This window comes from Gordonia sp. SCSIO 19800 (assembly GCF_018132775.1).
Classification (GTDB): Bacteria; Actinomycetota; Actinomycetes; order Mycobacteriales; family Mycobacteriaceae; genus Gordonia; species Gordonia hongkongensis.
Genome location: NZ_JAGRQM010000001.1, coordinates 413476 through 435491 on the forward strand (window position 1 = coordinate 413476; position 22016 = coordinate 435491).

At 67.8% G+C, this 22016-nt stretch carries 20 protein-coding genes; 8 read left to right on the plus strand and 12 right to left on the minus strand.

Translation table 11 applies throughout. The features are described 5' to 3' along the window. Nucleotides 1-19: 19 nt before the first annotated feature. Genes KB201_RS01865 through KB201_RS01880 form a run of 4 tightly spaced genes read right to left on the minus strand, consistent with a single transcriptional unit; the run spans nucleotide 20 to nucleotide 3451 of the window. Entirely contained in the window at nucleotides 20-670 is a 651-nt protein-coding gene (locus KB201_RS01865; protein WP_058250812.1) for a GntR family transcriptional regulator, read from the minus strand. A gap of 34 nt (nucleotides 671-704) precedes the next feature. After that, the gene (locus KB201_RS01870) at nucleotides 705-1736 is read right to left on the minus strand and encodes an isopenicillin N synthase family oxygenase (protein WP_211538201.1); all 1032 of its coding nucleotides are present in this window, start codon (nucleotides 1734-1736) and stop codon (nucleotides 705-707) included. A gap of 51 nt (nucleotides 1737-1787) precedes the next feature. Then, nucleotides 1788-2675: an ABC transporter permease gene (locus tag KB201_RS01875; RefSeq protein ID WP_249144937.1), complete on the minus strand. Its 888-nt coding sequence runs from the start codon at nucleotides 2673-2675 to the stop codon at nucleotides 1788-1790. Next, nucleotides 2672-3451: an ABC transporter ATP-binding protein gene (locus KB201_RS01880; protein ID WP_065630925.1), complete on the minus strand. Its 780-nt coding sequence runs from the start codon at nucleotides 3449-3451 to the stop codon at nucleotides 2672-2674. Before KB201_RS01880 ends, KB201_RS01875 begins: the two co-directional genes overlap by 4 nt. A 299-nt stretch (nucleotides 3452-3750) precedes the next feature. Here KB201_RS01880 and KB201_RS01885 point away from each other — a divergent pair, with 299 nt between their 5' ends. Genes KB201_RS01885 through KB201_RS01895 form a run of 3 tightly spaced genes read left to right on the plus strand, consistent with a single transcriptional unit; the run spans nucleotide 3751 to nucleotide 7320 of the window. Further along, nucleotides 3751-4932: a nitrate ABC transporter substrate-binding protein gene (locus tag KB201_RS01885; protein WP_211538202.1), complete on the plus strand. Its 1182-nt coding sequence runs from the start codon at nucleotides 3751-3753 to the stop codon at nucleotides 4930-4932. 40 nt (nucleotides 4933-4972) lie between these two features. Beyond that, nucleotides 4973-5986: an isopenicillin N synthase family oxygenase gene (locus tag KB201_RS01890; protein WP_211538203.1), complete on the plus strand. Its 1014-nt coding sequence runs from the start codon at nucleotides 4973-4975 to the stop codon at nucleotides 5984-5986. Continuing rightward, the gene (locus tag KB201_RS01895) at nucleotides 5983-7320 is read left to right on the plus strand and encodes an amidohydrolase family protein (RefSeq protein WP_307848013.1); all 1338 of its coding nucleotides are present in this window, start codon (nucleotides 5983-5985) and stop codon (nucleotides 7318-7320) included. Before KB201_RS01890 ends, KB201_RS01895 begins: the two co-directional genes overlap by 4 nt. 93 nt (nucleotides 7321-7413) lie before the next feature. On the opposite strand, the gene KB201_RS01900 is transcribed toward KB201_RS01895, so the two are convergent. Both KB201_RS01900 and mfd read right to left on the minus strand, forming a co-directional pair. Continuing rightward, nucleotides 7414-8322, minus strand: a complete 909-nt coding sequence (locus tag KB201_RS01900) for a MazG family protein (protein WP_211538204.1) — start codon at nucleotides 8320-8322, stop codon at nucleotides 7414-7416. Nucleotides 8323-8416: 94 nt separating this feature from the next. Next, nucleotides 8417-11995 carry a transcription-repair coupling factor gene (gene mfd / locus KB201_RS01905; RefSeq protein WP_211538205.1) on the minus strand — a complete coding sequence of 1193 codons (3579 nt, stop codon included), beginning with the start codon at nucleotides 11993-11995 and terminating at the stop codon, nucleotides 8417-8419. Between the two features lie 104 nt (nucleotides 11996-12099). Here mfd and KB201_RS01910 point away from each other — a divergent pair, with 104 nt between their 5' ends. Further along, entirely contained in the window at nucleotides 12100-12672 is a 573-nt protein-coding gene (locus KB201_RS01910) for a GNAT family N-acetyltransferase (RefSeq protein ID WP_211538206.1), read from the plus strand. Nucleotides 12673-12707: 35 nt separating this feature from the next. Here KB201_RS01910 and KB201_RS01915 read toward each other — a convergent pair whose 3' ends face one another. The 3 genes from KB201_RS01915 to KB201_RS01925 all read right to left on the minus strand — a co-directional run bounded on the left by KB201_RS01915 (nucleotide 12708) and on the right by KB201_RS01925 (nucleotide 15869). Beyond that, entirely contained in the window at nucleotides 12708-14291 is a 1584-nt protein-coding gene (locus KB201_RS01915; RefSeq protein ID WP_211538207.1) for a cation:proton antiporter family protein, read from the minus strand. A gap of 169 nt (nucleotides 14292-14460) precedes the next feature. After that, the gene (locus KB201_RS01920) at nucleotides 14461-15162 is read right to left on the minus strand and encodes a TetR/AcrR family transcriptional regulator (RefSeq protein WP_058250822.1); all 702 of its coding nucleotides are present in this window, start codon (nucleotides 15160-15162) and stop codon (nucleotides 14461-14463) included. A gap of 56 nt (nucleotides 15163-15218) precedes the next feature. Beyond that, a complete protein-coding gene (locus KB201_RS01925) occupies nucleotides 15219-15869 on the minus strand; it encodes a vitamin K epoxide reductase family protein (protein WP_211538208.1) in 651 nt (216 codons plus the stop codon). Between the two features lie 149 nt (nucleotides 15870-16018). Between KB201_RS01925 and KB201_RS01930 the strand changes: the two genes are divergently transcribed. The 4 genes from KB201_RS01930 (at nucleotide 16019) to KB201_RS01945 (ending at nucleotide 19891) form a co-directional block, all read left to right on the plus strand. Beyond that, on the plus strand, nucleotides 16019-16663 hold the full coding sequence (locus KB201_RS01930) for an ABC transporter permease (RefSeq protein WP_058250824.1): 645 nt from the start codon (nucleotides 16019-16021) through the stop codon (nucleotides 16661-16663). Further along, a complete protein-coding gene (locus KB201_RS01935) occupies nucleotides 16660-17994 on the plus strand; it encodes an ATP-binding cassette domain-containing protein (protein ID WP_065630916.1) in 1335 nt (444 codons plus the stop codon). The genes KB201_RS01930 and KB201_RS01935 overlap by 4 nt, the downstream gene beginning before the upstream one ends. Then, nucleotides 17991-18809, plus strand: coding sequence for an ABC transporter permease (locus KB201_RS01940; RefSeq protein WP_058250826.1), 819 nt, complete (start codon nucleotides 17991-17993; stop codon nucleotides 18807-18809). The genes KB201_RS01935 and KB201_RS01940 overlap by 4 nt, the downstream gene beginning before the upstream one ends. Nucleotides 18810-18955: 146 nt before the next feature. Further along, entirely contained in the window at nucleotides 18956-19891 is a 936-nt protein-coding gene (locus tag KB201_RS01945; RefSeq protein WP_207624970.1) for a glycine betaine ABC transporter substrate-binding protein, read from the plus strand. A 14-nt stretch (nucleotides 19892-19905) separates the two neighbouring features. Here KB201_RS01945 and KB201_RS01950 read toward each other — a convergent pair whose 3' ends face one another. The 3 genes from KB201_RS01950 to KB201_RS01960 form a co-directional block, all read right to left on the minus strand. Next, nucleotides 19906-20415: a pyridoxamine 5'-phosphate oxidase family protein gene (locus KB201_RS01950; RefSeq protein WP_068971917.1), complete on the minus strand. Its 510-nt coding sequence runs from the start codon at nucleotides 20413-20415 to the stop codon at nucleotides 19906-19908. Between the two features lie 75 nt (nucleotides 20416-20490). Next, on the minus strand, nucleotides 20491-20685 hold the full coding sequence (locus tag KB201_RS01955) for a hypothetical protein (RefSeq protein WP_211538209.1): 195 nt from the start codon (nucleotides 20683-20685) through the stop codon (nucleotides 20491-20493). A 1-nt stretch (nucleotide 20686) separates the two neighbouring features. After that, nucleotides 20687-21829, minus strand: coding sequence for an LLM class flavin-dependent oxidoreductase (locus KB201_RS01960; protein WP_211538210.1), 1143 nt, complete (start codon nucleotides 21827-21829; stop codon nucleotides 20687-20689). Nucleotides 21830-22016 lie beyond the last annotated feature (187 nt).

Here is a 22016-nt window from a genome sequence, read left to right on the forward strand (position 1 = left end):
CGTGGCCGCTGAAAGGGCCTCAGGTGCGGAGCAGCCGGACTAGTACGCCGGCGGCGTGGGCGCGCGCGGCCCGGTCCGCTTCGTCGGCGTCACCGACCTCCAATGCCGCGACTATCCGGCGGTGCTCGGTCACGGCGTGCCGACGGTTGTCCTCGTGCGACCACATGTCGGATCGGTAGAGATGTGACTGGGTGTCGAGCTTCAGCAGTGCGTCGCACAGCGGGGCGTTTCCCGACAGCGACCGGACCGCGGTGTGGAAGTCGAGATCGAGTTCGGCGTCGCGTCGGTGATCGGGCTCGGTCTCCAGCAGACGCTCCTGCTCACGCACCCGATCCCAGAGCCCGGTCAGCTCGGCACGGGTCACCCGGATGGTGGCCTGGCGGGCGGCGAGTCCGTCGAGGACCTCGCGGACCTCGAAGACGTGCCGCAGCATCTCGTCGTCGAGGACGGCGACCTTCGCACCGACACGAGGCGTGTAGACCGCCAGCCCGTCCATGACGAGTTGTTGGACCGCCTCGCGCACGGGGCTGCGGGACACGTCCAGTCGGGCGGCCAGACCGGGAACCGACAGCGACGCACCGGGTTCCAGCGTGCCGTCGAAGATCTCGTCGCGTATCCGGCGCAGGACCGATTGCATGAGCAGCGCGCCGTCGTCTCCGTTTCCCGTCATGATCGTCCCAGCGTAGAAGGCCGATGCCCCGACCTCATCCCGCGGCCATCACGCGCTGCGCCTCGCGCCCGGCGCCGACGGGTGCGATTCCGCTCTTCATCCCGGCGAGTTTCGCATCGATGTTCTCGGCGACGGTGATCGGCGGATATCCCGGGTGGTCGGTACGCGCGCACCCGGGCAGCGTCTCGATGACGGCATCGGCGTTGCCGTCGAAGAAGAACGCCGCCGATCGACGACGAAGGATCCGGCCGTCGACGACGGGCGGATCGACGCGATGGACAGTCGATCGCCACCGGTCGTTCGTCCACCGCGCCATGGCATCGCCGAGGTTGACCAGCAGGGCGCCGTCGGCGGGTGCCACGTCGTGCCACCGCCCCTCGTGATCGAGCACCTGGAGCCCGGGCACCTGGTCGGCCCACAGCACGGTGAGGATGCCGAAGTCGGTGTGCGCACCCATCCCGGTCAGCTCCCCGGCGAGTTCGATCTCGCCTTCCGGGAGGGTGTAGTTGTTGAGCTTCAGCGCGTCGATGGAGTGATCGGTCATCCCGTCGAAGTAACCGGGCGGCAGACCGAGCGCATCGGTGAAGGCGGTGAGCAGAACTCGCGAGAGGCCCCGCGCCGCGTCGAACCAGGATTCGACCGCCGGGCGGAATCCCGGCGCCGCGTCCGGCCACGTGTTCGTCGGGTAGCTGGACTCCGGCAGGTCGAGGCCCGGGAACCAGGACCCCTCCGAGCCGACGGTGAACGCCTCGTAGAAGTCGTTCATCTGATTCGCCGCGGCCACACCCAGACTCATGCTCAGCGACTCACTCTTCGGCGGGCTGTAGCCGCGATTCTGCCCCGGCCGGGCGTACTGCTTCTTCACCTCGAGGGGCAGCGCGTAGAACTCGTCGAGCGCCGCGGTCAGTCCGTCGATGACGCCGGGGGCGATCCCGTGACCGACGACCTGGACGAAACCGACTCCGCCACAGGCGTCGTCGAGGGCGCGCGCCACGTCGTCCCGCGCCGCGGCCGAGCTCTCCGGGTCGAGGTAGGGCGAGATGTCGATGGTGGGAACGGTGAACATGAATCCTCCGGATGGGTTCGGGTCGAGGTGGTTGCGAGCGCGGAGATAGCCTCAGCGACGACGGTTCACGGCGGCGTTGAGAATGCTGAAGGCGCCGAAGACGAGGATGCCGAACACCGAGGCCAGGACGATCGCCGCGATGAGGTCGTCGGACTGGAGGCGAGCCCGATAGATGTCGAGCAGGGTCCCGATACCGGGTTCGCCCTTGGCGAAGAACATGTCACCGATGATGGCGCCCACCACGACCAGCCCCGAGGCCGTCCGGAAGCCGGTCATCATCGACGGGAGCGCCGACGGGAACTCGAGCATCAGCAGGCGTTGCACCGGTGAGGCCTTCGACAGGGTGAACAGCTCCTGTGAGGACTTGTCGACCGAGACGAGCCCGAAATGCGTGTTGGCGATGATGGGGAAGATCGCGATGATCACGCACACGATCGTGCGGGCGACCATCCCGTAGCCGAACCAGAGCCCGATCAGCGGAACGATCGCGAGCACCGGGATCACCTGCAGCACAACGGCCCAGGGGTAGATCGCGCGTTCGAGGAAGGACCCCCGGCTCATCAGGACGCCGATGGCGACCCCGATCAGCGCGGCGAAGGCGAAGCCCACGAGACAGACCTTCGCGGTGACCCACAGCGCGTCGAGCATGGGGCCGACGCTGTCCGGGTCCAGCAGCGACTCGGTCAGCACGCTGTGTGGCGGCGGGAGCAGGAAACGCCGTTCCGGAGTGAGGATGAGATAGCTGACCGCGTACCAGGCGGCGATTCCCACGGCGAGGGAGAGGACCGGGGGTGCTCCGTACCTCAGCACGGCTGCCGTGATACGGCGGGCGCCACTCTTCCGCGACGACCGTTCGCCGCGTGTGGGTTCGGGCTGCGGCGCGGAGACCGGTCCGTGGTGCTCGCCGGCGGCGGGACGAGATCGGGCGGCGGTGGTCATCGTGCACCTCGGAGGGTCTCGGAGATCTCGGCGACGTGGTCGGTGAAACGGCTGTCGTAGCGCAGATCCGGGTGGCGTGGGTGAGCGAAGTCGATGCCGATGTCGGCGACGATCCGCCCGGGGCGTGCGGACATCACGATCACCCGGTTGGCGAGGAAGACCGCTTCGGACACCGAATGCGTGATGAACATCGCGGTGAACCGGCGTTCGGCGTAGAGCCGTTGCAGCTCGGATTGCATGTCGAGCCGGGTCATCTCGTCGAGAGCGCCGAAAGGCTCGTCGAGGAGCAACAATTCGGGCTCGGAGGTCAACGCGCGGGCCAGCGAGGCACGCATCTTCATGCCACCGGACAGCATGCGCGGCAATTGCGACTCGAACCCGGTGAGACCGACCGCGTCGATCGCGGCCTGCGCCCGGCGTCGTCGTTCACCCCGCGGCAGCCGGGCGATCTCGGCGCAGAGTTCGACATTGCCCCGCACACTGCGCCAGGCGAGGAGGGTCGGTTCCTGGAAGATGAACCCGACCGACTCCGTGGACAGTGCCACGCTTCCCTCCGTGGGCTTCTCGAGACCGGCGGCCATCCGGAGCAGGGTCGACTTACCACAACCCGACGGTCCGACGACGGCCACGAAGTCGCCGGCGCGCACGTCGAGGTCCACCCGGTCCAGCGCCTGGGTCCCGGACTCGAATCGCTTCGTCACCCCGGAGACGGACGCGACCACATCTTTGGTGAGATGACGCGCATCCACATCCCTCACCGTGTCGTAGAGTTTCATCCGGCCTTCCCCTGTGCTGTCTACATGTAACTGTTGCAGTCTTACTGCCAATCGATGATTGGTTACATGTATTTCAGGTTGATGACCGTGTGTAAACACTGCGTCACCAGCCGCGGCGGACCGGGCCCCTCACATCGCGCATTTCGACCCGTAAGTCCAGTTCAATGCACATCTACGGCCGAATTCGACACGTTCGAGACACCACCGTTCCCGGCTGGCGCAATCCGGAACGTCCACCTAGCTTTCACATGTAGATCGCGAATGTGTCGCGAATGAACGGCATCAGTCCAGGAGATCCCATGACCCCTCACCCACCGTCCCGCCTCCGCACGTCGCGTCTGGCCGTGGCCGCCACGGCGGCGACGATCTGCGCAGCGGTTCTCGCCGGCTGCTCGAGTTCCGGGTCCGACGACACCGCGTCGTCGAGCCTCCCCTCGGCGCCGGCCGAATCCACCCTCGCCGGAACCTGCCCCGACAACGTGGTGGTTCAACTGCAGTGGCAACCGCAGTCGGACATGGCCGGGGTCATCGGACTTCTCGGACCCGGGTACACCGTCGACACCGACAACAAGTCGGTCTCCGGACCGCTCGTCTTCGACGGCATGGACACCGGCGTCGACATCACGCTGCGCGCCGGCGGACCGGCCATCGGATTCCAGTCGGTGCCCTCGGCCATGTACTCCGACGACTCCATCCACCTCGGTCTCGTCCACGGCGACCAGATGATCTCCGCCGCCAAGGACCAACGCGTGGTCGGTGTGACGCCCCTGCTGCAGTACAACCCCTCGATCATCATGTGGGACCCCGCAACCCACCCGGACGTGAAGACGATCGCCGACATCGGCCGATCCGACGCCAGCGTGGTGGTGTCGAAGGATCAGATCTTCCCGCAGTGGCTGGTCGCGAAGGGGCTGCTGCAGCAGGATCAGCTCGACACCAGTTACGACGGCGCCCCGGCACGTTTCGTCGGCGACCCGTCGATCACCCAGCAGGGGTTCGCCAACTCCGAGCCCTACACCTACGAGAACGAGACCCCGTCGTGGAACAAGCCGGTCGCCTACGCGATGGTCAAGGACGCCGGGTACGACGTCTACGCGTCGAACGTCTCGGTCCGCGCCGGTGACGTCGAGGAGATGTCGCCGTGTCTGGAGAAGCTGGTCCCGATGATCCAGCAGACCGGTAAGGACTACGTGGCCTCGCCCGACGTGGTCAACGCCACCATCGTCGACTGGGTGTCCCAGGACGTCTCCTTCACCCCGTATTCGGCCGGGGAGGCGGCGTACTCGGCGGGCCTGCTGAAGGATCGCGCGGTCATCGCCCCGGGCGCGGACGGTGTCTACGGCAGCTACGACATGGTGAAGGCGCAGAACGTGGTCAACGACCTCGTGCCGATCCTGAACGGCGGAGGCGCCGACCTGCCGGCCGCATTGCCCGCCGACCAGCTGTTCACGACCCAGTTCATCGATGAGCAGATCCGCTGACCCGACGCCCACGTCTTCCCCGACCACAGAGAGACACACGATGACCGAGACCACCACACCCCCATCGCCGGCCGCCTCGGCCGGCCTGGCCGAGCTCGACCGGGAACGCCGGATGGGCGGGCTGGGAACCGAGACCACCGACCGCGAGATCCGCCGGATCAGTCTGGCCGATCTGGACAACCGCCGCGACGAGATCGCCGACCAACTCTGGTCGGCCGCAACCGACATCGGCTTCTTCCAGGTGATCGACCACGGCATCGACCTGGCCGCGGTGGACCACGCGTTCGAGATGTCCGCCCGGTTCTTCGCGCTCCCCCGTTCGATCAAGGAGCAGTATCCGCTCAAGAAGGGCCAGAACGCGGGCTGGGAGTACCGCACCCAGGTACGCCCGTCGATCGGCACACCGGACCAGAAGGAGTCCTACCAGTTCACCCGGCCCCGCATGGACGGACTGTGGCCGAGTGAGCGCGAGCTCGCCGGATTTCGCTCCACCATCGAGGATTTCGAGCACCGGTGCTGGTCGGTGGCCATGACCCTGCTCAGCTGTTTCGCCGAGCGTCTGGGTTTCGACCGCGACTTCTTCACCCGGGCGCACGACCCGACGGCGGACACCTACCAGAGCACCCTGCGGCTGCTGCACTACTACGCGTTCCCCGACGAACTGATCGACTCCGAGAACAGTTGGCGCGCCGGCGCACACACCGACTTCGACGCACTGACCCTGCTGTTCCAGCGGTCCGGTCAGGGAGGTCTGCAGGTGCTACCGGGCGCCGAGGCCGACGGCGAGGCCTGGACGTCGGTCGAGCCGTCCGACGACGCCATCACCTGCAACATCGGCGACATGCTGATGCGCTGGTCCGACGACCGACTGCCGTCGAACTTCCATCGGGTCCGGGCTCCCCGCCGGGGCGAGTACACCGGTCCGCGCTACACGCTCGCGTTTTTCGCCCAAGCGAACTCCGACGTGCTGATCGAGAGCGCGGGCGGCACCTACCCGCCGATCACCGCCGCAGACTACCTCGCCCAGCGCATCGCCGCGAACTTCGCGAAGTGACCGACACATCATTGCCCGGGGCCGCCGTCACCGCGGCGGCCCCGGCCTTTCGCGACGTCACCGTCTACACGGCCGGGCAGTGGAAAGCCCATCACGACGTCCATGTCGTCGACGGGATCGTCACCGCGATCGCACCCACCGCCCGTCCGGGCGAAGAAACCGGTAACGGTTACGTCATCCCCGGGTTCGTCAACACCCACACGCACCTCCAGCAGTCGCTCATGCGGGGAATCGCCGAATGCACACCGTTGCTCGAATGGTTGCTGGCCGTGGGCGAGGAATCGGTGGCGATCACACCCGAGCGGGCCTACCTCGCCGCTGTCTCGGCCTGCCTCGAACTGTTGCGATCGGGCACGACGACCGTCGTCGAACACATGTGGCCGCACCCGTCGCACGAGATCCATGACGCCGTCGTACAGGCACTGCGCGACACCGGAATCCGCGCACTCCTCGGCCGCGGGGTCGCCGACCGCACCGACCCGAGCCGCAAGTGGGGGTTCGAACCGCGGCTGATGCAACCCCTCGGCGAAGTCCTCGACCACGTCGACCATCTCCGCAACGAGGTTGCCGGGTCAGCGATCTCGATGGCCCTGGCGGTACCCAATCCGCGCTCGGTCACCGACGCCGGGATGCGAAAGATCCGCGACTTCGCGCAGGAACGTGGACTGCCGGTCTCCATCCACCTGCTCGAGACCGGCACCGACGAGCAGATGTGCCGGCAGCACACCGGCTTCGGGGCCGTCGACCACCTCGACCGCAACGGCTTCCTGTGGGACCGCGTGCTCGCCGTCCACTGCGTCGAGCTCGACGACGCCGGCCAGCGCACCCTCGCCGCCCGGAAGGTGGCGGTGTCGCACAATCCATTGTCGAACATGCGTCTCGGCAGCGGGGTGGCCCCGATCCCGGCGATGCTGGAGCGCGGCCTGGCGGTCGGGCTGGGCGTGGACGGCGCCGCCAGCAACGACACCCAGGACATGCTGGCGACGCTGCGCATCGCCGCTTACCTGCAACGTGCCGTCCACCGGCGTGCGGACCTGCTCGGGTTCCCCCAGATGCTCGACATCGCCTGCGGCGGCGCCAACTCCGCGCTCGGTCTGTCGCCGGTGGCCGGCGGCGTGACGATCGGGTCGTCCGCGGACCTCACCCTGGTGCGGTTCGACCGCGACTACGCCACCCTCCCCGTCCGGGATCCCGGCGCGTCGCTGCTCACCACCGGATCACGGTCCATCGTCGACACGGTGATGGTCGGCGGCGAGATCGTCATCGAGGACGGACGCCACACGCGAATCGACGAGGCGGAGTTCACGAAACAGCTGACCGCACTGTCCGTCTGAGCCTCGATCCGGTTCATCTCCCACACCCCGCGACAGTCGTCGCGTTTCGTTGCGCGGATCGCAACGAAACGCGACAACTGCGCCGCTTGATGATCAGGCCGGGTTCTCGCCCAGCACGGCCGACCACGCCTCGGGCGAGTCGAGGGTGACGCCTCGCTCGGCCGCACGCGCTTCTGCCGCGCGCACGTCGGCCATCAACGCGAGCGCTCGGTCCCGCGCCTGCGCCTCGACGCTGTCGCCGCCGGCGACGACCGTCACGGTCAGGGTCTCCGCGGGGATGGTGTCGACGGGATAACCGGCCGCGGTGAGCCGTTCGAGGACCTTCTGCACCAGGGCGAGAGCGGGCTGGGTCGTGGCGACGCCATCGAACACCGAGCCGCGGCGCTTCTCGGCCGCCTTGCGTTCCTCCCATTCCCGGATCTGGGTCTCCAGATCCGAGTGGGCGCCGGACAGCACACCGGGAGTCCGGCCGGTCACCTTCGACGTGAAACTCCGTGCGACGTCGTCGATGTCGAACGGCGACTCCGGGTCGTCGGCGGCGATGCGCGCGTGGAACAGCACCTGCAGCAGGAGGTCGCCGAGTTCCTCACAGAGCTCCACGGGGTCACCGGCCTCGATGGCGTCGAGCAACTCATAGACCTCTTCGAGCAGGTAACGCCGCAACGAGTGGTGCGTCTGCGTGCTCTCCCACGGGCCGTTCCGACGCAATGTGTCCATCAACGCCACGGACTCGAGAAGCGCCATGCCGGAAACCGTCTGCGCCGCGATGACCACGTCCCCGCGCGCAATTCGCGCCTGCACCAGCGGATGTTCGGGATCGGTACTGACGAGCACCGATCCCGGATCAACGGGTGCGTCGTCGAAGACGGGTTCGACGTGGTCGAACTCCCACAGCATCGCCGCGGGCACGTCCTCGGTGACCTGCACCGGCCCGGCGAGACATGAGCGTGCCCGAATGGGGATCAGATCCGGCCGTGCCGGGTCCAGCAGCACCACCGTCATTCGTCGTACGCCCTTCCCTGAGGAGCGCCCGGAGCCTGCGGAGGGCGCGCTACCCCCGCTCCCTGAGGAGCGCCCGGAGCTTGCGGAGGGCGCGTCACGAAGGGTCCGGCCGGAGTTGGGTGAGGAAGGTCGTCAGATACTCGATCAGCTCGTCGTCGCGCAGGCGCGCCGACCCCACGCCTCCGGTGCGCGGGATGGGCAGCGTGACCACCGACGTCGTCGCCCGGTAGGTGGCCGACGAGTACAGGCGACGAAGACGCACCTGCTCGCTGTCGAGCAGCGACAGCGGTGAGATCTTCATTCCCTGTCCGGCGAGACCGATCTCGGTGATCCCCCGCTCCCGGCATCGCAAGCGCAGCCGGGCGATGGACGCCAGCCGCGTGGTCTCCACCGGCGGTGGGCCGTAGCGGTCGTTGAGTTCGACGAGGACCGAGTCGACCGCGGCGTCGTCGGTCGCCGACGCGAGCTTGCGGTACGCCTCGAGACGCAGGCGGTCGGAATCGACGTACTCGACCGGGATGTGCGCATCGACGGGAAGGTCGATGCGCACCTCGCCCGTCTCCCGGGATTCGACGGGCTTACCGTCCGCGGCCGCGCGGTAGGCCTCCACCGCCTCGCCGACCAGCCGGACGTAGAGATCGAAGCCGACGCCCGCGACGTGCCCGGACTGCTCGGCGCCCAACACGTTTCCGGCGCCGCGCAACTCGAGATCCTTCAGCGCCACCGCCATTCCCGCGCCGAGCTCGTTGTTCTGCGCGATTGTCGCCAGCCGGTCGTAGGCGGTCTCGGTCAGCGGCCGGTCGGGGCTGTAGAGCAGGTAGGCGTATCCACGCTCGCGGCTGCGACCGACGCGACCGCGCAGCTGATGTAGCTGCGAGAGGCCGAGGTTCTCGGCGCGGTCGACGATCAGGGTGTTGGCGTTCGAGATGTCCAGACCGGTCTCGATGATCGTCGTACAGACCAGCACGTCGTACTCACGATTCCAGAATCCCGACACTGTGCGCTCGAGCTGATCCTCGCCCATCTGCCCATGTGCGACAACAACTCTCGCCTCCGGGACCATCGCCGCGATGTCCTTGGCCATCTTGTCGATGGTCGACACCCGGTTGTGCACGTAGAAGACCTGGCCGTCACGCAACAGCTCGCGGCGGATGGCGGCGGCGACCTGCTTGGGCGCGTAGGCACCGACGTAGGTGAGCACCGGGTGCCGTTCCTCGGGCGGGGTCAGGATCGTCGACATCTCGCGGATCCCGGCCATCGACATCTCCAGCGTGCGCGGGATCGGGGTGGCCGACATCGTCAGCACGTCGACATGGGTGCGCAGCGACTTGATGTGTTCCTTGTGTTCCACACCGAACCGCTGCTCCTCGTCGACGATCACGAGTCCGAGGTCTTTCCATACGATCCCGGTCTGCAACAGTCGGTGGGTACCGATGACGACGTCGACCTCGCCCTTCGACATCGCCTCGGCGATCTCGCGTGACTCCTTGGCATCGGTAAAACGCGACAGGCCGCGCACGCGCACCGGGAAGCCGCTCATCCGTTCGGTGAAGGTCTGCAGATGTTGTTGCGCGAGAATCGTCGTCGGGACCAGGACCGCGACCTGCTTGCCGTCCTGGACGGCCTTGAAGGCGGCACGGACGGCGATCTCGGTCTTGCCGTAACCGACGTCGCCGACGACGACGCGGTCCATCGGCACCGCACGTTCCATGTCGGCCTTGACCTCGGCGATGACCGTGAGCTGATCCACGGTCTCGGTGAAGTCGAAGGCGTCTTCCATCTCCTGCTGCCACGGGGTGTCGGGACCGAACGCATGTCCGGGCGCTGCGTGGCGGGCGGCATAGAGTTGTACGAGCTCGCCGGCGATCTCGCGAACAGCCTTGCGCGCCTTGCGTTTCGTGTTCTGCCAGTCCGACCCGCCGAGTTTCGACAGCGACGGTTGTTCGCCGCCGACGTACCGCGAGAGCTGGTCGAGTGCGTCCATCGGGACATACAACCGATCGGCCGGCTGGCCGCGTTTGCTCGAGGCGTACTCCAGGACGAGGTACTCGCGCCGGGCACCCGAGACGGTCCGCTCGATCATCTCGACGAACCGACCGATGCCGTGCTGGTCGTGCACCACCAGGTCGCCGGCGGCCAGGGCGAGCGGGTCGACCTGGTTGCGCCGCTTGGCCGGCAGCCGGCGGCCGTCCCGGACGTTCGCGACCCGTGTGCCGGTGAGGTCGGCCTCGGCGACCACCACGAGACCCGCGTCGGGACAGACGATCCCGGCACGCAGCGGCGCGCAGAAGACGGTCACCTCGCCGGGCTGCGGCCGATGCCCGGGTTCGGCGAGCACGCAGGGCACCTCGGCGTCGGACAGTCGTTCGCCGACACGCTGCGCGGTGCCCTTGCCCGCCACCACGATCGCCGCCGTCTTGCCGTCGGAGACGTGGGCGCGCAACTGCGCGAACGTCGCCGCGATCTCGCGGTCGTCGCCCCGTGGCGCCGGGCCGGGAGCCAGGTCCAGTTCGAGTTCGTCACCGCTGCCGGTCGCGAGCGGACTCAGGGTCCACCAGGGCCGGCCCGCGGCGAGCGTCGCCTTCCGAACCTCGTCGAGAGAGCGGTACGCGCTGGCCTGCAGGTCGATGCCGAGGCTCTCCGACGACCGGCCGTCGATCGGCGCCGAGGCGCCCATGGCCGCCGCCGTCCACGACGCCTCGAGGAATTCCGCACCCGTCTTCGACAGATCGGAGGCCCGGGTCCGCACCTTCTCCGGGTCGAGGATGAGGACCCGGGTGCCGTCGGGGATCACCTCGGTCAGCAACTGCATGTCGCCGTCGACGAGCGCGGGGATCAGCGCCTCCATCCCCTCCACCGGGATGCCCTCGGCGAGTTTGCCCAACATCTCGGTCATGGTCGTGTCGCCCGAGTCGGCGGCCGCGAGATCGGCGGCCCGCGCACGGACCTTCTCGGTCAGGAGCAGTTCACGGCACGGGTGAATCCGCACCTCGCTGGTCTCGACCTCGGGCTGGCTGCGCTGGTCGGCCACCGAGAACGCACGCATCTCGGTGATCTCGTCGCCCCAGAACTCCACGCGCACCGGATGATCGGCGGTGGTCGGGAAGACGTCGAGGATGCCGCCGCGTACCGCGAACTCGCCGCGTCGGCCGACCATGTCGACGCGCTCATAGGCCATCTCGACCAACTGGGACAGCAGTGCGTCGAAGTCGACCTCGATGCCCTCACGCAGGGTCACCGTGGCGACGTCGGCGAGGCCCGGTGCCATCGGCTGGACGAGCGAACGAACAGTGGTCACGACGACCCGCAGCGGGGTGTCCCCGGGGTTCGCCAGGCGGTGCAGCACGGCCAGACGCTGTCCGACGGTGTCAGCGCTCGGCGAGAGCCGCTCGTGCGGCAGCGTCTCCCACGACGGGAACTGTGCGACGGCCCCGGCATCGTCGAGGAGTTCGCCCAGCTCGGCCGTCAGATCGTCGGCCTCACGGCCGTTGGCCGACACGACCAACAGCGGCGCCTGCGCATCGGTGACCAGGCACGAGACGAGGAAGGGGCGCGCGGCATCCGGCGCGGTGATGTCCAGTCGGCGCTCGTCGCGGTGCTTGTGCACCTCGCGGAAGGACTTGTCCGCACACGCGAGTGTGGCCAGACCGGACAGGGCAGACAGCGTCGACACTCCGTCGATTGTATGGGTCGCCGATCCGCCCGTCCCCGCCCGGTCAGCGGGAGTTGTGCCGACGGAGTTCTCGCCGTCGGCGCCCCTGCCCTACCCTCATCGGCATGAGCGACCGCACCTCCGGCGCGACCTCGCCCCCGATCCGCGTGTCCGATGCGACGATCGACGATTGCGAGGGCGTCGCGGACATCTACGCGCACTACGTGCAGCACACCGTCGCGACCTTCGACTACCTGGTTCCGTCGGTCTCGCAGTGGCATGCCAAGCACGCCGCGATCACCGCTGCGGGCCGGCCGTTCGTTGTGGCCCGGGCCATCGACGACGGGGTCGAGCACGTCGTCGGGTACGCCTACCTGGGGACGTTCCGGACGATGCCCGCGTACGACCTGTCGACCGAGGACTCGATCTACGTGCGGCCCGGTCACGGGGGGCGCGGGATCGGCACCGCGTTGATGTCCGCGCTGCTCGCCCGCGCCGACCCGGACAACGTCCGCCAGATCGTCGCGGTCATCGCCGCGACCGGAGGTGAGGGCTCGATCGCACTGCACCGGCGGTTCGGATTCGACGAGGTGGGTCGCCTGCGCGCCATCGGTCACAAGGCCGAGCAGTGGATCGACTGCGTCTACATGCAGAAGGACCTCTGGAACGGCGACGATGCTCCCGTCGCGGGCGCCTGACCGGCCTGGTCCACCGGGTCGGGGTGAGCCGTCGCTCAGCGTTCCAGACCCGCGGCCTCGGCGGCCGCGTCGGCCAGTCCGACGCCGGTGCCCTCGTAGATGTGGAACGCCACGTCGGCCCCTCGCTGGAGTAACTCGTCGCGTTCGTCGTCGTACTGCGCGACGACGGCGATGGTCCCGGTGACGCCGAGCTCCTCGATCCGTTCGAGCGCCACGAGATTCGAGCCGTGGAAGGGCATGGCCAGGACGAGCAGTTCGAGCTCGCCGACGCCGACGGCCCGGTCCCAGAAGTCGGTCTCGGTGGCGTCGGCGTCGAGTACCCGGACACCCTGCTCGGCCAGTTCGCTCGCCTTGAGCGGGTCGTTCTCCACGCCGATCACGGGCAGGCCGTATTCGTCGACCAGCCGGTCGTAGACCGAGTGGCCGACGCGACCCATCCCGAGGACGAGTACGCGCGCCGGCGCCAGCACGATCGGCGCGTCGTCGGGGTGCGCCCGGGCGGCGGCCGTGGTCGGGACGAACGCCGACAGCCGGGTCACCAGGCCCGTGCCGCGACGGTTGACGAGGGTGGAGAACACGAAGCTTCCCGCCACCGCGACCGATGTCACCACCAGCCAGTCCTCGCCGATGATGCCTGCCCCCACACCGGTCGCGATCACGATGAGCCCGAATTCCGAGAAGTTGGCCAAGGCGAGTCCGGTGAGGATCGACGTCCGGCGACGCAGGCCGAACAGCGAGAGGACCAGCGTGTACACCGCTCCCTCGAGCGGCAGCAGGATGAGCAGGAGCAGGCCGAGCAGCACGGTCTCGGTCGTCGGTGTGACGTGCAGGCCGATCGACACGAAGAAACCGACCAACAGCAGCTCACGCAAACCGAACAACGTCCGCGACAACTCCCCCGCACGCGGGTGCGAAGCGAGGAGGACGCCGATGATCATCGCGCCGAAGTCGCCCTTGACACCCACGGATTCGAAGAACCAGTAGCCGGGCACGAGCGCCATGACGATCCCGAACAACGTCTGCAACTCGCCGTGGCCGAGGGTGTTCCACAACCGCCGGACGATCCACGCGCCGGGGATCAGCAACACCAGGGCCAGCGCCCAGGGGCTCGGCGGCTCGCCCTGCATGGCGGTCAGATAGACGACGGCGACGATGTCCTGCAGCACGAGGACGCCGATGGCGATCCGGCCGTAGAGGGAATGCGACTCCGACCGCTCGTCGAGTACCTGGACGACGAACACCGTGCTCGAGAAGGACAGCGCAAATCCCAACAGCGCCACCGTCTCCCAGCCCTCACCGGCGAGCAGCCGCACCCCGATGGCACCCAGGACGCCGAGGAAACCCATTGTGAGACCGAGGATGACGAGCAGGTTCGCCGCCGTGGTGATGACGACCTCGCGCCGGAGCAGCATCCGCACGTCGAGCTTGAGCCCGATGGTGAACAGCAGGATCGTGACGCCCAGTTCGGCCATCGTGTCGATGATCGGCAGTTCGTCGATTCCCGGTGCGTGCAGGATGAACCCGGCGGCGAGGTAGCCGACGAGGGTCGGCAGGCGGGCCACACGTGCGAGGAACCCGCACGCGAAGATGACGACCAGGTAGATGCCGACGGTCTCCACGCGCGGCGCCTCAGCGGGATGCGATGGCCGGCCGGCCGGCGCCGTGCGGGGTCGACATCGGTTGATCCTTCCGGACGGGGGACGCAGAGTGAATCAACAATAGACGCGGTTGGGGCACACTGCCGTGCACCTCGGGTCGGGTGTGGGCCGGGACGCGAGCGGCCCCCGGTCAGGCGTCGTCGACGGTGGTCCGCTTGAGCGATTCGACGTAGTCGGGCCCGACGAGTTCGGGATCGGGTTCGAGTCGGGTGAGCCCGTTCCAGCACAGGTTGACCAGGTGTGCCGCCACGACCTCCTTCGACGGTTCGCGGACGTCGAGCCACCATTGCGCGGTGACCGACACCATCCCGACGAGCGCCTGGGCGTAGAGCGGTGCGAGGGCGGGATCGAAGCCGCGTCGTTCGAAGTCCCCGGCCAGGATGTGCTCGACCTGACTGATCGCGTCGTTCAGGAGACTCGAGTAGGTCGCCGTCTCGTCCGTGCTCGCGGTGCTGTCGCCGCGGACCAGGATGCGGAAGCCGTCGGTGCGCTCCTCCATGTACGTCAGCAGCGCGAGTGCGACCTGCTGGATGCGATAGAGCGAGCGGTTCTTCGACAGCGACGAGGTCACCATCTCCAGCAGGGTCTCCATCTCACGGTCGACGACCACCGCGTACAGACCTTCTTTGCCGCCGAAGTGCTCGTAGACGATCGGTTTCGAGACACCGGCGCGCTGCGCGATCTCTTCGATCGACGTGCCCTCGAAACCCCGTTCGGCGAACAGTCCGCGCGCCACCTCGATGAGCTGCAATCGCCGTTGCGCGCCGGTCATCCGCGCCCGCGGCGCGCGCTGCACCTCCGCCGAACCCTCCGATGGACGCCCGATAGCCATGGGCCCAGCGTAGTGGTGCATCTCGGGAGATTCCGAGCGGTCGCGCGAGGTCGGGTTCAGTAGAGGCTGGACCAGTACGACCAGAATCGCACCGCGATCAGCACGATCACGAGGCCGACCCCCGCGACGAGGATGGGGGCGTGATTGCGGGCCAGGGCGAGCGCGACACGGGACCGCGAGGTGAGACCGCTCGCGTGCGCGTTGCGCACGCTGACCAGGACGAAGATCGGCAGTGTGACCGCCCAGACGACCATGCAGTAGGGACACAGCGCCCCGATCGAATAGAGGCTCGAATAGATCAGCCACCCGATGAAGACCATCGCCGCGGTGACCCCGACCTGTAGCCCCGCCCAGTACCAGCCGGCGAGGCGCGCCCCGGCCAGCAAGGCCATCCCGGTGGTGATCGCGACCGCGAAACCGGCGATCCCGAGCAGCGGGTTGGGGAACCCGAAGAGCGCCGCCTGCGGCTGCGCCATCACCGAACCGCAGCTCAGCACCGGATTGAAGTTGCAGGACGGCACGTAGTCGGGGTCGGCGGCCAGTTCGAATCGTTCCACGGTCAGCACGAACGCCGCGACGAAGCCGATGGCCCCGCCGACACTCAGCACCCAGGCGACGATGCGCGTCCAGGAACGCACGGCCTCGGCCAGGTGGGCCCGATCGTCGTCGGGTCCGACCTCCGAGCTGGTCAGCGCAGTCTCACTCACCCATCCAGGATGGCACCGCGTCGAGCGGAGATCGACCCACGCCGCGTGAAAGTCACACTGGATCGGTCCAAATGTCGGCAGTCTCGTTCAACTCTGCGTAATGTCGACGCAGACACCGGGGGTGGGACACCGGGGATGGGACACCGACAGTGCAATTGTGGGATTACCTCAGCGAGAACGCCCGATCACTCACTTTTCTGACATATCAACACGCGTCTCTGTCATTTCAGACAGTGCTCGTGGGTACGGCCGTGGCGATCCTCATCGCCGCCGTGGTCTATCGCCTCCCGCTCGCCAGCGCGCTGACGCTGACGTCGAGCCGTGTGGCGCTGACCATTCCGTCGCTTGCCCTCCTGGCCCTGTTGATCGTGCCGTTCGGACTCGGTGTGACGCCGTCGTTTCTGATGCTGGCCTTCTTCGCCACGCTGCCGGTGATCGGCAACGCGGTCGTCGGTCTACGGTCCGTGCCGCCGGCCGTGGTCGAATCCGCCCGCGGCATCGGGCTTTCGAGATGGCGCATCCTGCTCACCGTCGAGCTGCCGATCGCCTGGCCGGTGATCCTGACCGGCATCCGCGTGTCGACCCAGATGATCGTCGGTGTCGCCGCGATCGTCGCCTACGTCCTCGGCCCCGGCCTGGGATCGCTGATCTTCAACGGGCTTTCCCGCCTCGGTGGTGCCAATGCACTCGAAATGGCGCTCGCCGGAACGATCCTGATCGTCATCATCGCCCTCGTCTTCGACGCTCTCCTGGTTCTGCTCGGCCGACTCACCATCTCCAAGGGACTCTCATGACCGACTCCGCCACCTCGTCCGCGCCGAACGGCAACAACCGCAACGTCACCGGCGAGTCCATCCGGCTCGACGGCGTGGCCAAACGTTACCGGGGAGCCACCACGCCGGCCGTCGCCCGTCTCGACCTGGAGATCGACGCCGGTGACATCGTCGCCTTCGTCGGCCCGTCCGGATGTGGCAAGACGACGACGCTGAAGATGATCAACCGCCTCATCGAACCCACCGAGGGTCGCATCTACATCGGTGGACGCGATGTCACCGCGGAGAACCCGGACAAGCTGCGGCAGTCCATCGGCTACGTCATCCAGTCCGGCGGACTCTTCCCGCACTGGTCGGTGAGCAAGAACATCGGCGCCATCCCGCGAATCCTCAACTGGGACAAGAAACGTATCGCCGAGCGCACCGAGTACCTGCTCGACCTCGTCGGACTCGACGCCGCGACCTTCGCCGACCGGCTCCCCAAGGACATGTCCGGCGGCCAGCAGCAGCGGGTCGGCGTCGCACGCGCCCTCGCCGCCGATCCCCCGGTGCTGCTGATGGACGAGCCGTTCGGCGCCGTCGATCCGATCACCCGAACACGCCTGCAGGACAAGCTGATCGCGATCCAGCACGAGCTGGCCAAGACCATCGTCATCGTCACCCACGACTTCGAGGAGGCGACGAAACTCGGCGACAAGGTGCTGATCCTCTCCGAGGGCGGTCACATCGAACAGTTCGCGCCGCCGGAGGAGATCCTGGCCAATCCGGCGAGCCCGTTCGTCGAGGAGTTCGTGGGATCGGGTGCGACTCTCGCCCACCTGACCCTCACTCGCGTCCGCGATGTCGACTTCAAAGAGGTGATCACCGCCCGCGTCGGAGAACCGTCCGGCGCCGTGGTGACCCGCGCGAAGGCGGCCGGCGAGGACTGGGTCGCCGTCGTCGACCAACACGGCCGCCCACGCGCATGGCCGTCGGTCGAGGAGATCCGCGCCAAGCCGGAGGTCTCCGACTACCTCGACCATCGCCTCCCGGTCGTGGCCAAGTCCTCGACGCTGAACGACGCTCTCGACTCGATGCTCGCGACGAGCCAGGGTGGCGTGCTCGTCACCGACGGACGCGGCGCGGTCGTCGGTGCGCTGAACATCGCCTCGGTGATGGAAGCGATCCGCGGTCAGCTCGCGACGGTGCGGGAGGACGACGACCACGGCGGCTATCTCGACCACGCCGAGGGTTCGGCTCCCGTCGAGACCCCGGTCGTCGCGGCCGACGACGAGCCCGGCCTGGAACCTGCCGCAGGCGCCGGTTCCGCGACAGCGCCGGTGGGCACGCCCGAGACGAGCGCCGAGCGGTGACGGGTTTCATCGCCGAAGAGGCGAGGATCACGGAGACCGCGAAACCGCCTGCCCCGGAGTCGGTCCCGAGCGGCTTTCGACGACGGCTCTCCCGTATCCCCATCGACGTGTGGTTCGAACCGCTCGTGATCGTGGTCGTCGGCGTGGGTTTCGCCATCTGGTACGCGAACACCACGTTCACCACCACCGAGAGCGCGTCGATGTCGTGGGCCGCGCTGCGCGCCACCATCCTCGATCACATCCAGCTGACTCTCGTCGCCACCGTCATCGTCGTCGTGATCGCGATCCCACTGGGTATCGCGCTCACCCGACCGTCGCTCCGGTGGCTGAACCCGATCGCGGTGAACATCGCCAACATCGGGCAGGCGGCGCCGGCGATCGGTCTGCTGGTGCTGTTCACCTTCTGGCTCGGGACCGGGTTCAACACCGCCGTCGTCGGCCTGGTCGTCTACGCGGTACTCCCGATCCTGCAGAACACCATCGTCGGATTGCGTCAGGTCGATCAACGGACCGTCGAGGCATCCCGGGGCATCGGCCTGTCCGCCGTCCGCACCCTCGTCCAGGTCGAACTCCCGCTCGCCGTACCCGTCATCCTCAACGGGGTGCGGACCGCACTGGTGATCCTGGTCGGCACCGCCACCCTCAGCACGTTCATCGGCGCGAACAGCCTGGGCACCCTCATCACCACCGGCATCACACTGTTCCTGCCCAAGCTGCTGGTCTCGGGCGCGATCCTGGTCGCCCTGCTCGCCATGACGATCGACTGGCTCGGCCGCCTCGTCGAACTCGTCGCGACACCACGGGGGATCGCATGATGACACGGTCGCATTCGGCCCGCTCGCTGCGCTCCCGGCGCCGGTCACATTCGGCCCGCTCGCTGCGCTCCCGGCGCCGGTCACATTCGGCCCGCTCGCTCCGCTCCCGGGCACTCGCAATCCTGGCCGCGTCGGCGGCCCTCGTGATGACGCTGTCGGCGTGTGGTCTGGTGAGTTCGTCCGGAACCTTCCGTCCCGCTTCCCTTCCCGGCGGCGAACGCCCGCTGGAGGGCACGTCGGTCGCCGTGACGTCGAAGAACTTCACCGAACAGGTCCTGCTCGGCAAGATCACCGCGACCTATCTGGCCGCGGCCGGGGCCGACGTCGACGACCTCACCAACGCACCGGGATCGATGTCCTCGCGGCAAGCGGTTCTCAACGGTGACGCCGACATCGTGTGGGAGTACACGGGCACCGCCTGGCAGACCTATCTCGGCGAGACGGAGACCATCGCGGATCCGCAGCAGCTGTACGAGCGCGTCCGCGACGCCGAACGCGCCAACGGTGTCGAGTGGCTGCCGCCTTCGTCGTTCAACAACACCTACGCCTTCGCCGCCTCGGCACCGACGGCCGAGCGGTTGAACGTCACCAAGATGTCCGACATCGCGAAGCTGCCCGAATCCGAGCGGACGTTCTGCATCAACGACGAGTTCCTCTCGCGCGCGGACGGTTTCATCCCCATGCTGGAGGCATACGACATCCCGCTCGACGCCCCCGGCGGCGTGCCCAAGAGCAACGTGACGACCATGGACTCCGGCGTCGTCTACACCTCGACCGCACGGAGCGAACCCTGCAACTTCGGCATGGTCTACTCCACCGACGGTCGCATCAAGAACCTCGACCTCGTCGTCCTGGAAGACGACAAGAAGTTCTTCCTGCCCTACAGCGGCTGCCTCGTGGTGAGCACCGGCGTCAACAACGCGAACCCGGAGATCGCCGAACTCATGGCTCCGGTGTCGGCGAAACTCACCGACGAGCTCATGCAGGAACTCAACGGACTCATCGACATCGATGGTGCCGACCCCTCCGACGTCGCCTACGACTGGCTCGTGAAAGAAGGCTTCATCGTCCCGGTCGACTGACCGTCGACTCACAGTCAATGAGACTGGCTCGGTGCGTAGACCGTCATCCAATGCGGGTGCAGGCGAAAGTAGATGACCTCGACGTCCCAGTCGAACGCATCATCGCCGTAGATCTTCTTGAAGTGGGCCACCAACTCGGGCCAGTCATCGGCGCGGTCGCCGTCGAGCGGGTTGAGGATCTCGACCGTCCCGTGCGTGAACACCCCGAGTTCCTCGCCCTGGATGTGAGCCGCGCTGGCGGCCGGACGGGCGGCGAGGTGCCGAGCCTTCGCAGCTGTGCGCGCCGTGCCGAAGATCCACTTCCCGTGGAGGAAATGCCCGTCGACGGCGCTGATCCTCGGCTCGCCCGCCGCGGTCACGGTCGAGAGCGCGAGAACACGCATGCCGGTCAGGATGTCAACCAATTGCGGTGCGTCGACCGTGTTCTCGCTGCTGATGATGGACCGCAGATGATCTGTCGATCGGGACAGGGACGCGTCGAGAAGGGTCTGCAGTTCGTGTAGTTCATCCGGGGTCTCGTACATGGTGGGCGTCCTCGTGGCTGCTCGTCGGCGACGACCGTCGTCACCGGAGAACCTCATGGTGCCACCGGGACCCGGTTATGAGACCTTTCCGCGGCCGACCGTTCTTGCTGACTCCAGCGGGAGACCCAGGTGCGGTGCCTCCGGATGCAGCGCCGCACACACGGCGAGTAAATCCACGTCGACGCGACGCCGGATGCCGGTGAACAGGGCCCTCAACGACGACCGCACACCGGCGCGTCGTCCGAAACCCTCTGCCGCGTAGCCGGTCATCTCACTTCCCTCGCAATCCCCATGCGGCCGCCAGCAACTCATGCGACGCCAGCCGGTGGTCGAAGTCGTGGGTGACGCTGGTGACGAGCAGTTCGTCGGCGCCGGTCACCCGCACGAGGGTGCGCAGCCCGTCCACCACGGTGTCGGGGTCGCCGACGAACTGGGTGCGCACGCGATCGTCGACCAGTGGGAGCGCGTCATCGTCGAGCGGCCGTGCCGTGTCAGGGTCCGGGTACGGTTGCGCGCCGGCTCCGCTGCGGATGCCGTACACCCAGTGTCCGTAGGTGGATGCACGGTGCCGTGCGGTCGATTCATCCTCGGCGACAACGACATCCGCGGAGACGACCACATACGGCTCGGCCAGGACCGGCGACGGCCGGAACGCACTTCGGTAGGCCTCGACGGCCTCCAGGACCGTGCTCGGGCTGACGTGATAATTCGCGACGAACGGTAACCCGCGCGCACCTGCGGTCTGGGCGCTCTGCCCCTTGCTGCTCCCGAAGATCCAGACCGCCACGTCGGCGCCCTGCCCCGGCACCGCGGTCAGTTCGACGTCGCGGTGACTGAACCCGCCCGTCAGGAGCGCCAGGACATCACCGACGGCGTCGTCGAAGTCCGGCGGCGACGCACCGTCGAACTGCGAGGCCTCGAACGCGGCGACGACCCGCGGTGCGTTCAGGATCGACTCGACAGGGAACGGCGACGGTATGAGTAGGCCGTCGACGACCTCGTCGGGCTGTCGGGGTGCGGGCTCGCGGGGTGCGGATCTCCGGTCGGCGGTCGCCAACTCGGTGCGACGCTGCGCGGAACGACCGAGACCCAGGTCCAGTCGGCCGGGGTGGAGCGCGTCGATGGTCCCGAAGGCCTCCACAATCGACACCGGGGTGTGCAGGCCACTCTGGACCGCCGCCGATCCCACGCGGATCGACTCGGTCGCGCCGGCGATGAGTCCGATGAGCGTGGTCGTCGACGAGCTGGCCACTGCCACGAAGTGATGCTCGGCGAGCCAGAAGCGGTGATATCCCAGACGTTCGGCGTGCCGGGCCAAGGCAACGCTGCGGCGCACCGCCGTCGCCGCGTCACTCCCCTCCGTGACCGGCACGAGGTCGAGCACGGACAGCGGTATGGGTTCATGTCCCGTCATACCGCTCCCCGACCGTCTCGAGTCCTGTGCCGAACACACCTCATCCTGATCAGCGAAGCGGCATCGGCGGGACATCGGAAGGGTTAGGCCCACGCCGATCCGATGGCCTGGTCCTGGAATCCCGTGTCATGCCGCCTCTGTTCGAGACGGAGACACACATCGACGACACGACTCGAGGGGAGACTCG

Bases quoted from the DNA above. Each gene is read 5' to 3' on its own strand.
- KB201_RS01865 (WP_058250812.1), bottom strand. From the start codon at position 670: ATGACGGGAAACGGAGACGACGGCGCGCTGCTCATGCAATCGGTCCTG.
- KB201_RS01870 (WP_211538201.1), bottom strand. From the start codon at position 1,736: ATGTTCACCGTTCCCACCATCGACATCTCGCCCTACCTCGACCCGGAG.
- KB201_RS01875 (WP_249144937.1), bottom strand. From the start codon at position 2,675: ATGACCACCGCCGCCCGATCTCGTCCCGCCGCCGGCGAGCACCACGGA.
- KB201_RS01880 (WP_065630925.1), bottom strand. From the start codon at position 3,451: ATGAAACTCTACGACACGGTGAGGGATGTGGATGCGCGTCATCTCACC.
- KB201_RS01885 (WP_211538202.1), top strand. From the start codon at position 3,751: ATGACCCCTCACCCACCGTCCCGCCTCCGCACGTCGCGTCTGGCCGTG.
- KB201_RS01890 (WP_211538203.1), top strand. From the start codon at position 4,973: ATGACCGAGACCACCACACCCCCATCGCCGGCCGCCTCGGCCGGCCTG.
- KB201_RS01900 (WP_211538204.1), bottom strand. From the start codon at position 8,322: ATGACGGTGGTGCTGCTGGACCCGGCACGGCCGGATCTGATCCCCATT.
- KB201_RS01910 (WP_211538206.1), top strand. From the start codon at position 12,100: ATGAGCGACCGCACCTCCGGCGCGACCTCGCCCCCGATCCGCGTGTCC.
- KB201_RS01920 (WP_058250822.1), bottom strand. From the start codon at position 15,162: ATGGCTATCGGGCGTCCATCGGAGGGTTCGGCGGAGGTGCAGCGCGCG.
- KB201_RS01935 (WP_065630916.1), top strand. From the start codon at position 16,660: ATGACCGACTCCGCCACCTCGTCCGCGCCGAACGGCAACAACCGCAAC.
- KB201_RS01945 (WP_207624970.1), top strand. From the start codon at position 18,956: ATGACGCTGTCGGCGTGTGGTCTGGTGAGTTCGTCCGGAACCTTCCGT.
- KB201_RS01950 (WP_068971917.1), bottom strand. From the start codon at position 20,415: ATGTACGAGACCCCGGATGAACTACACGAACTGCAGACCCTTCTCGAC.
- KB201_RS01955 (WP_211538209.1), bottom strand. From the start codon at position 20,685: ATGACCGGCTACGCGGCAGAGGGTTTCGGACGACGCGCCGGTGTGCGG.
- KB201_RS01960 (WP_211538210.1), bottom strand. From the start codon at position 21,829: ATGACGGGACATGAACCCATACCGCTGTCCGTGCTCGACCTCGTGCCG.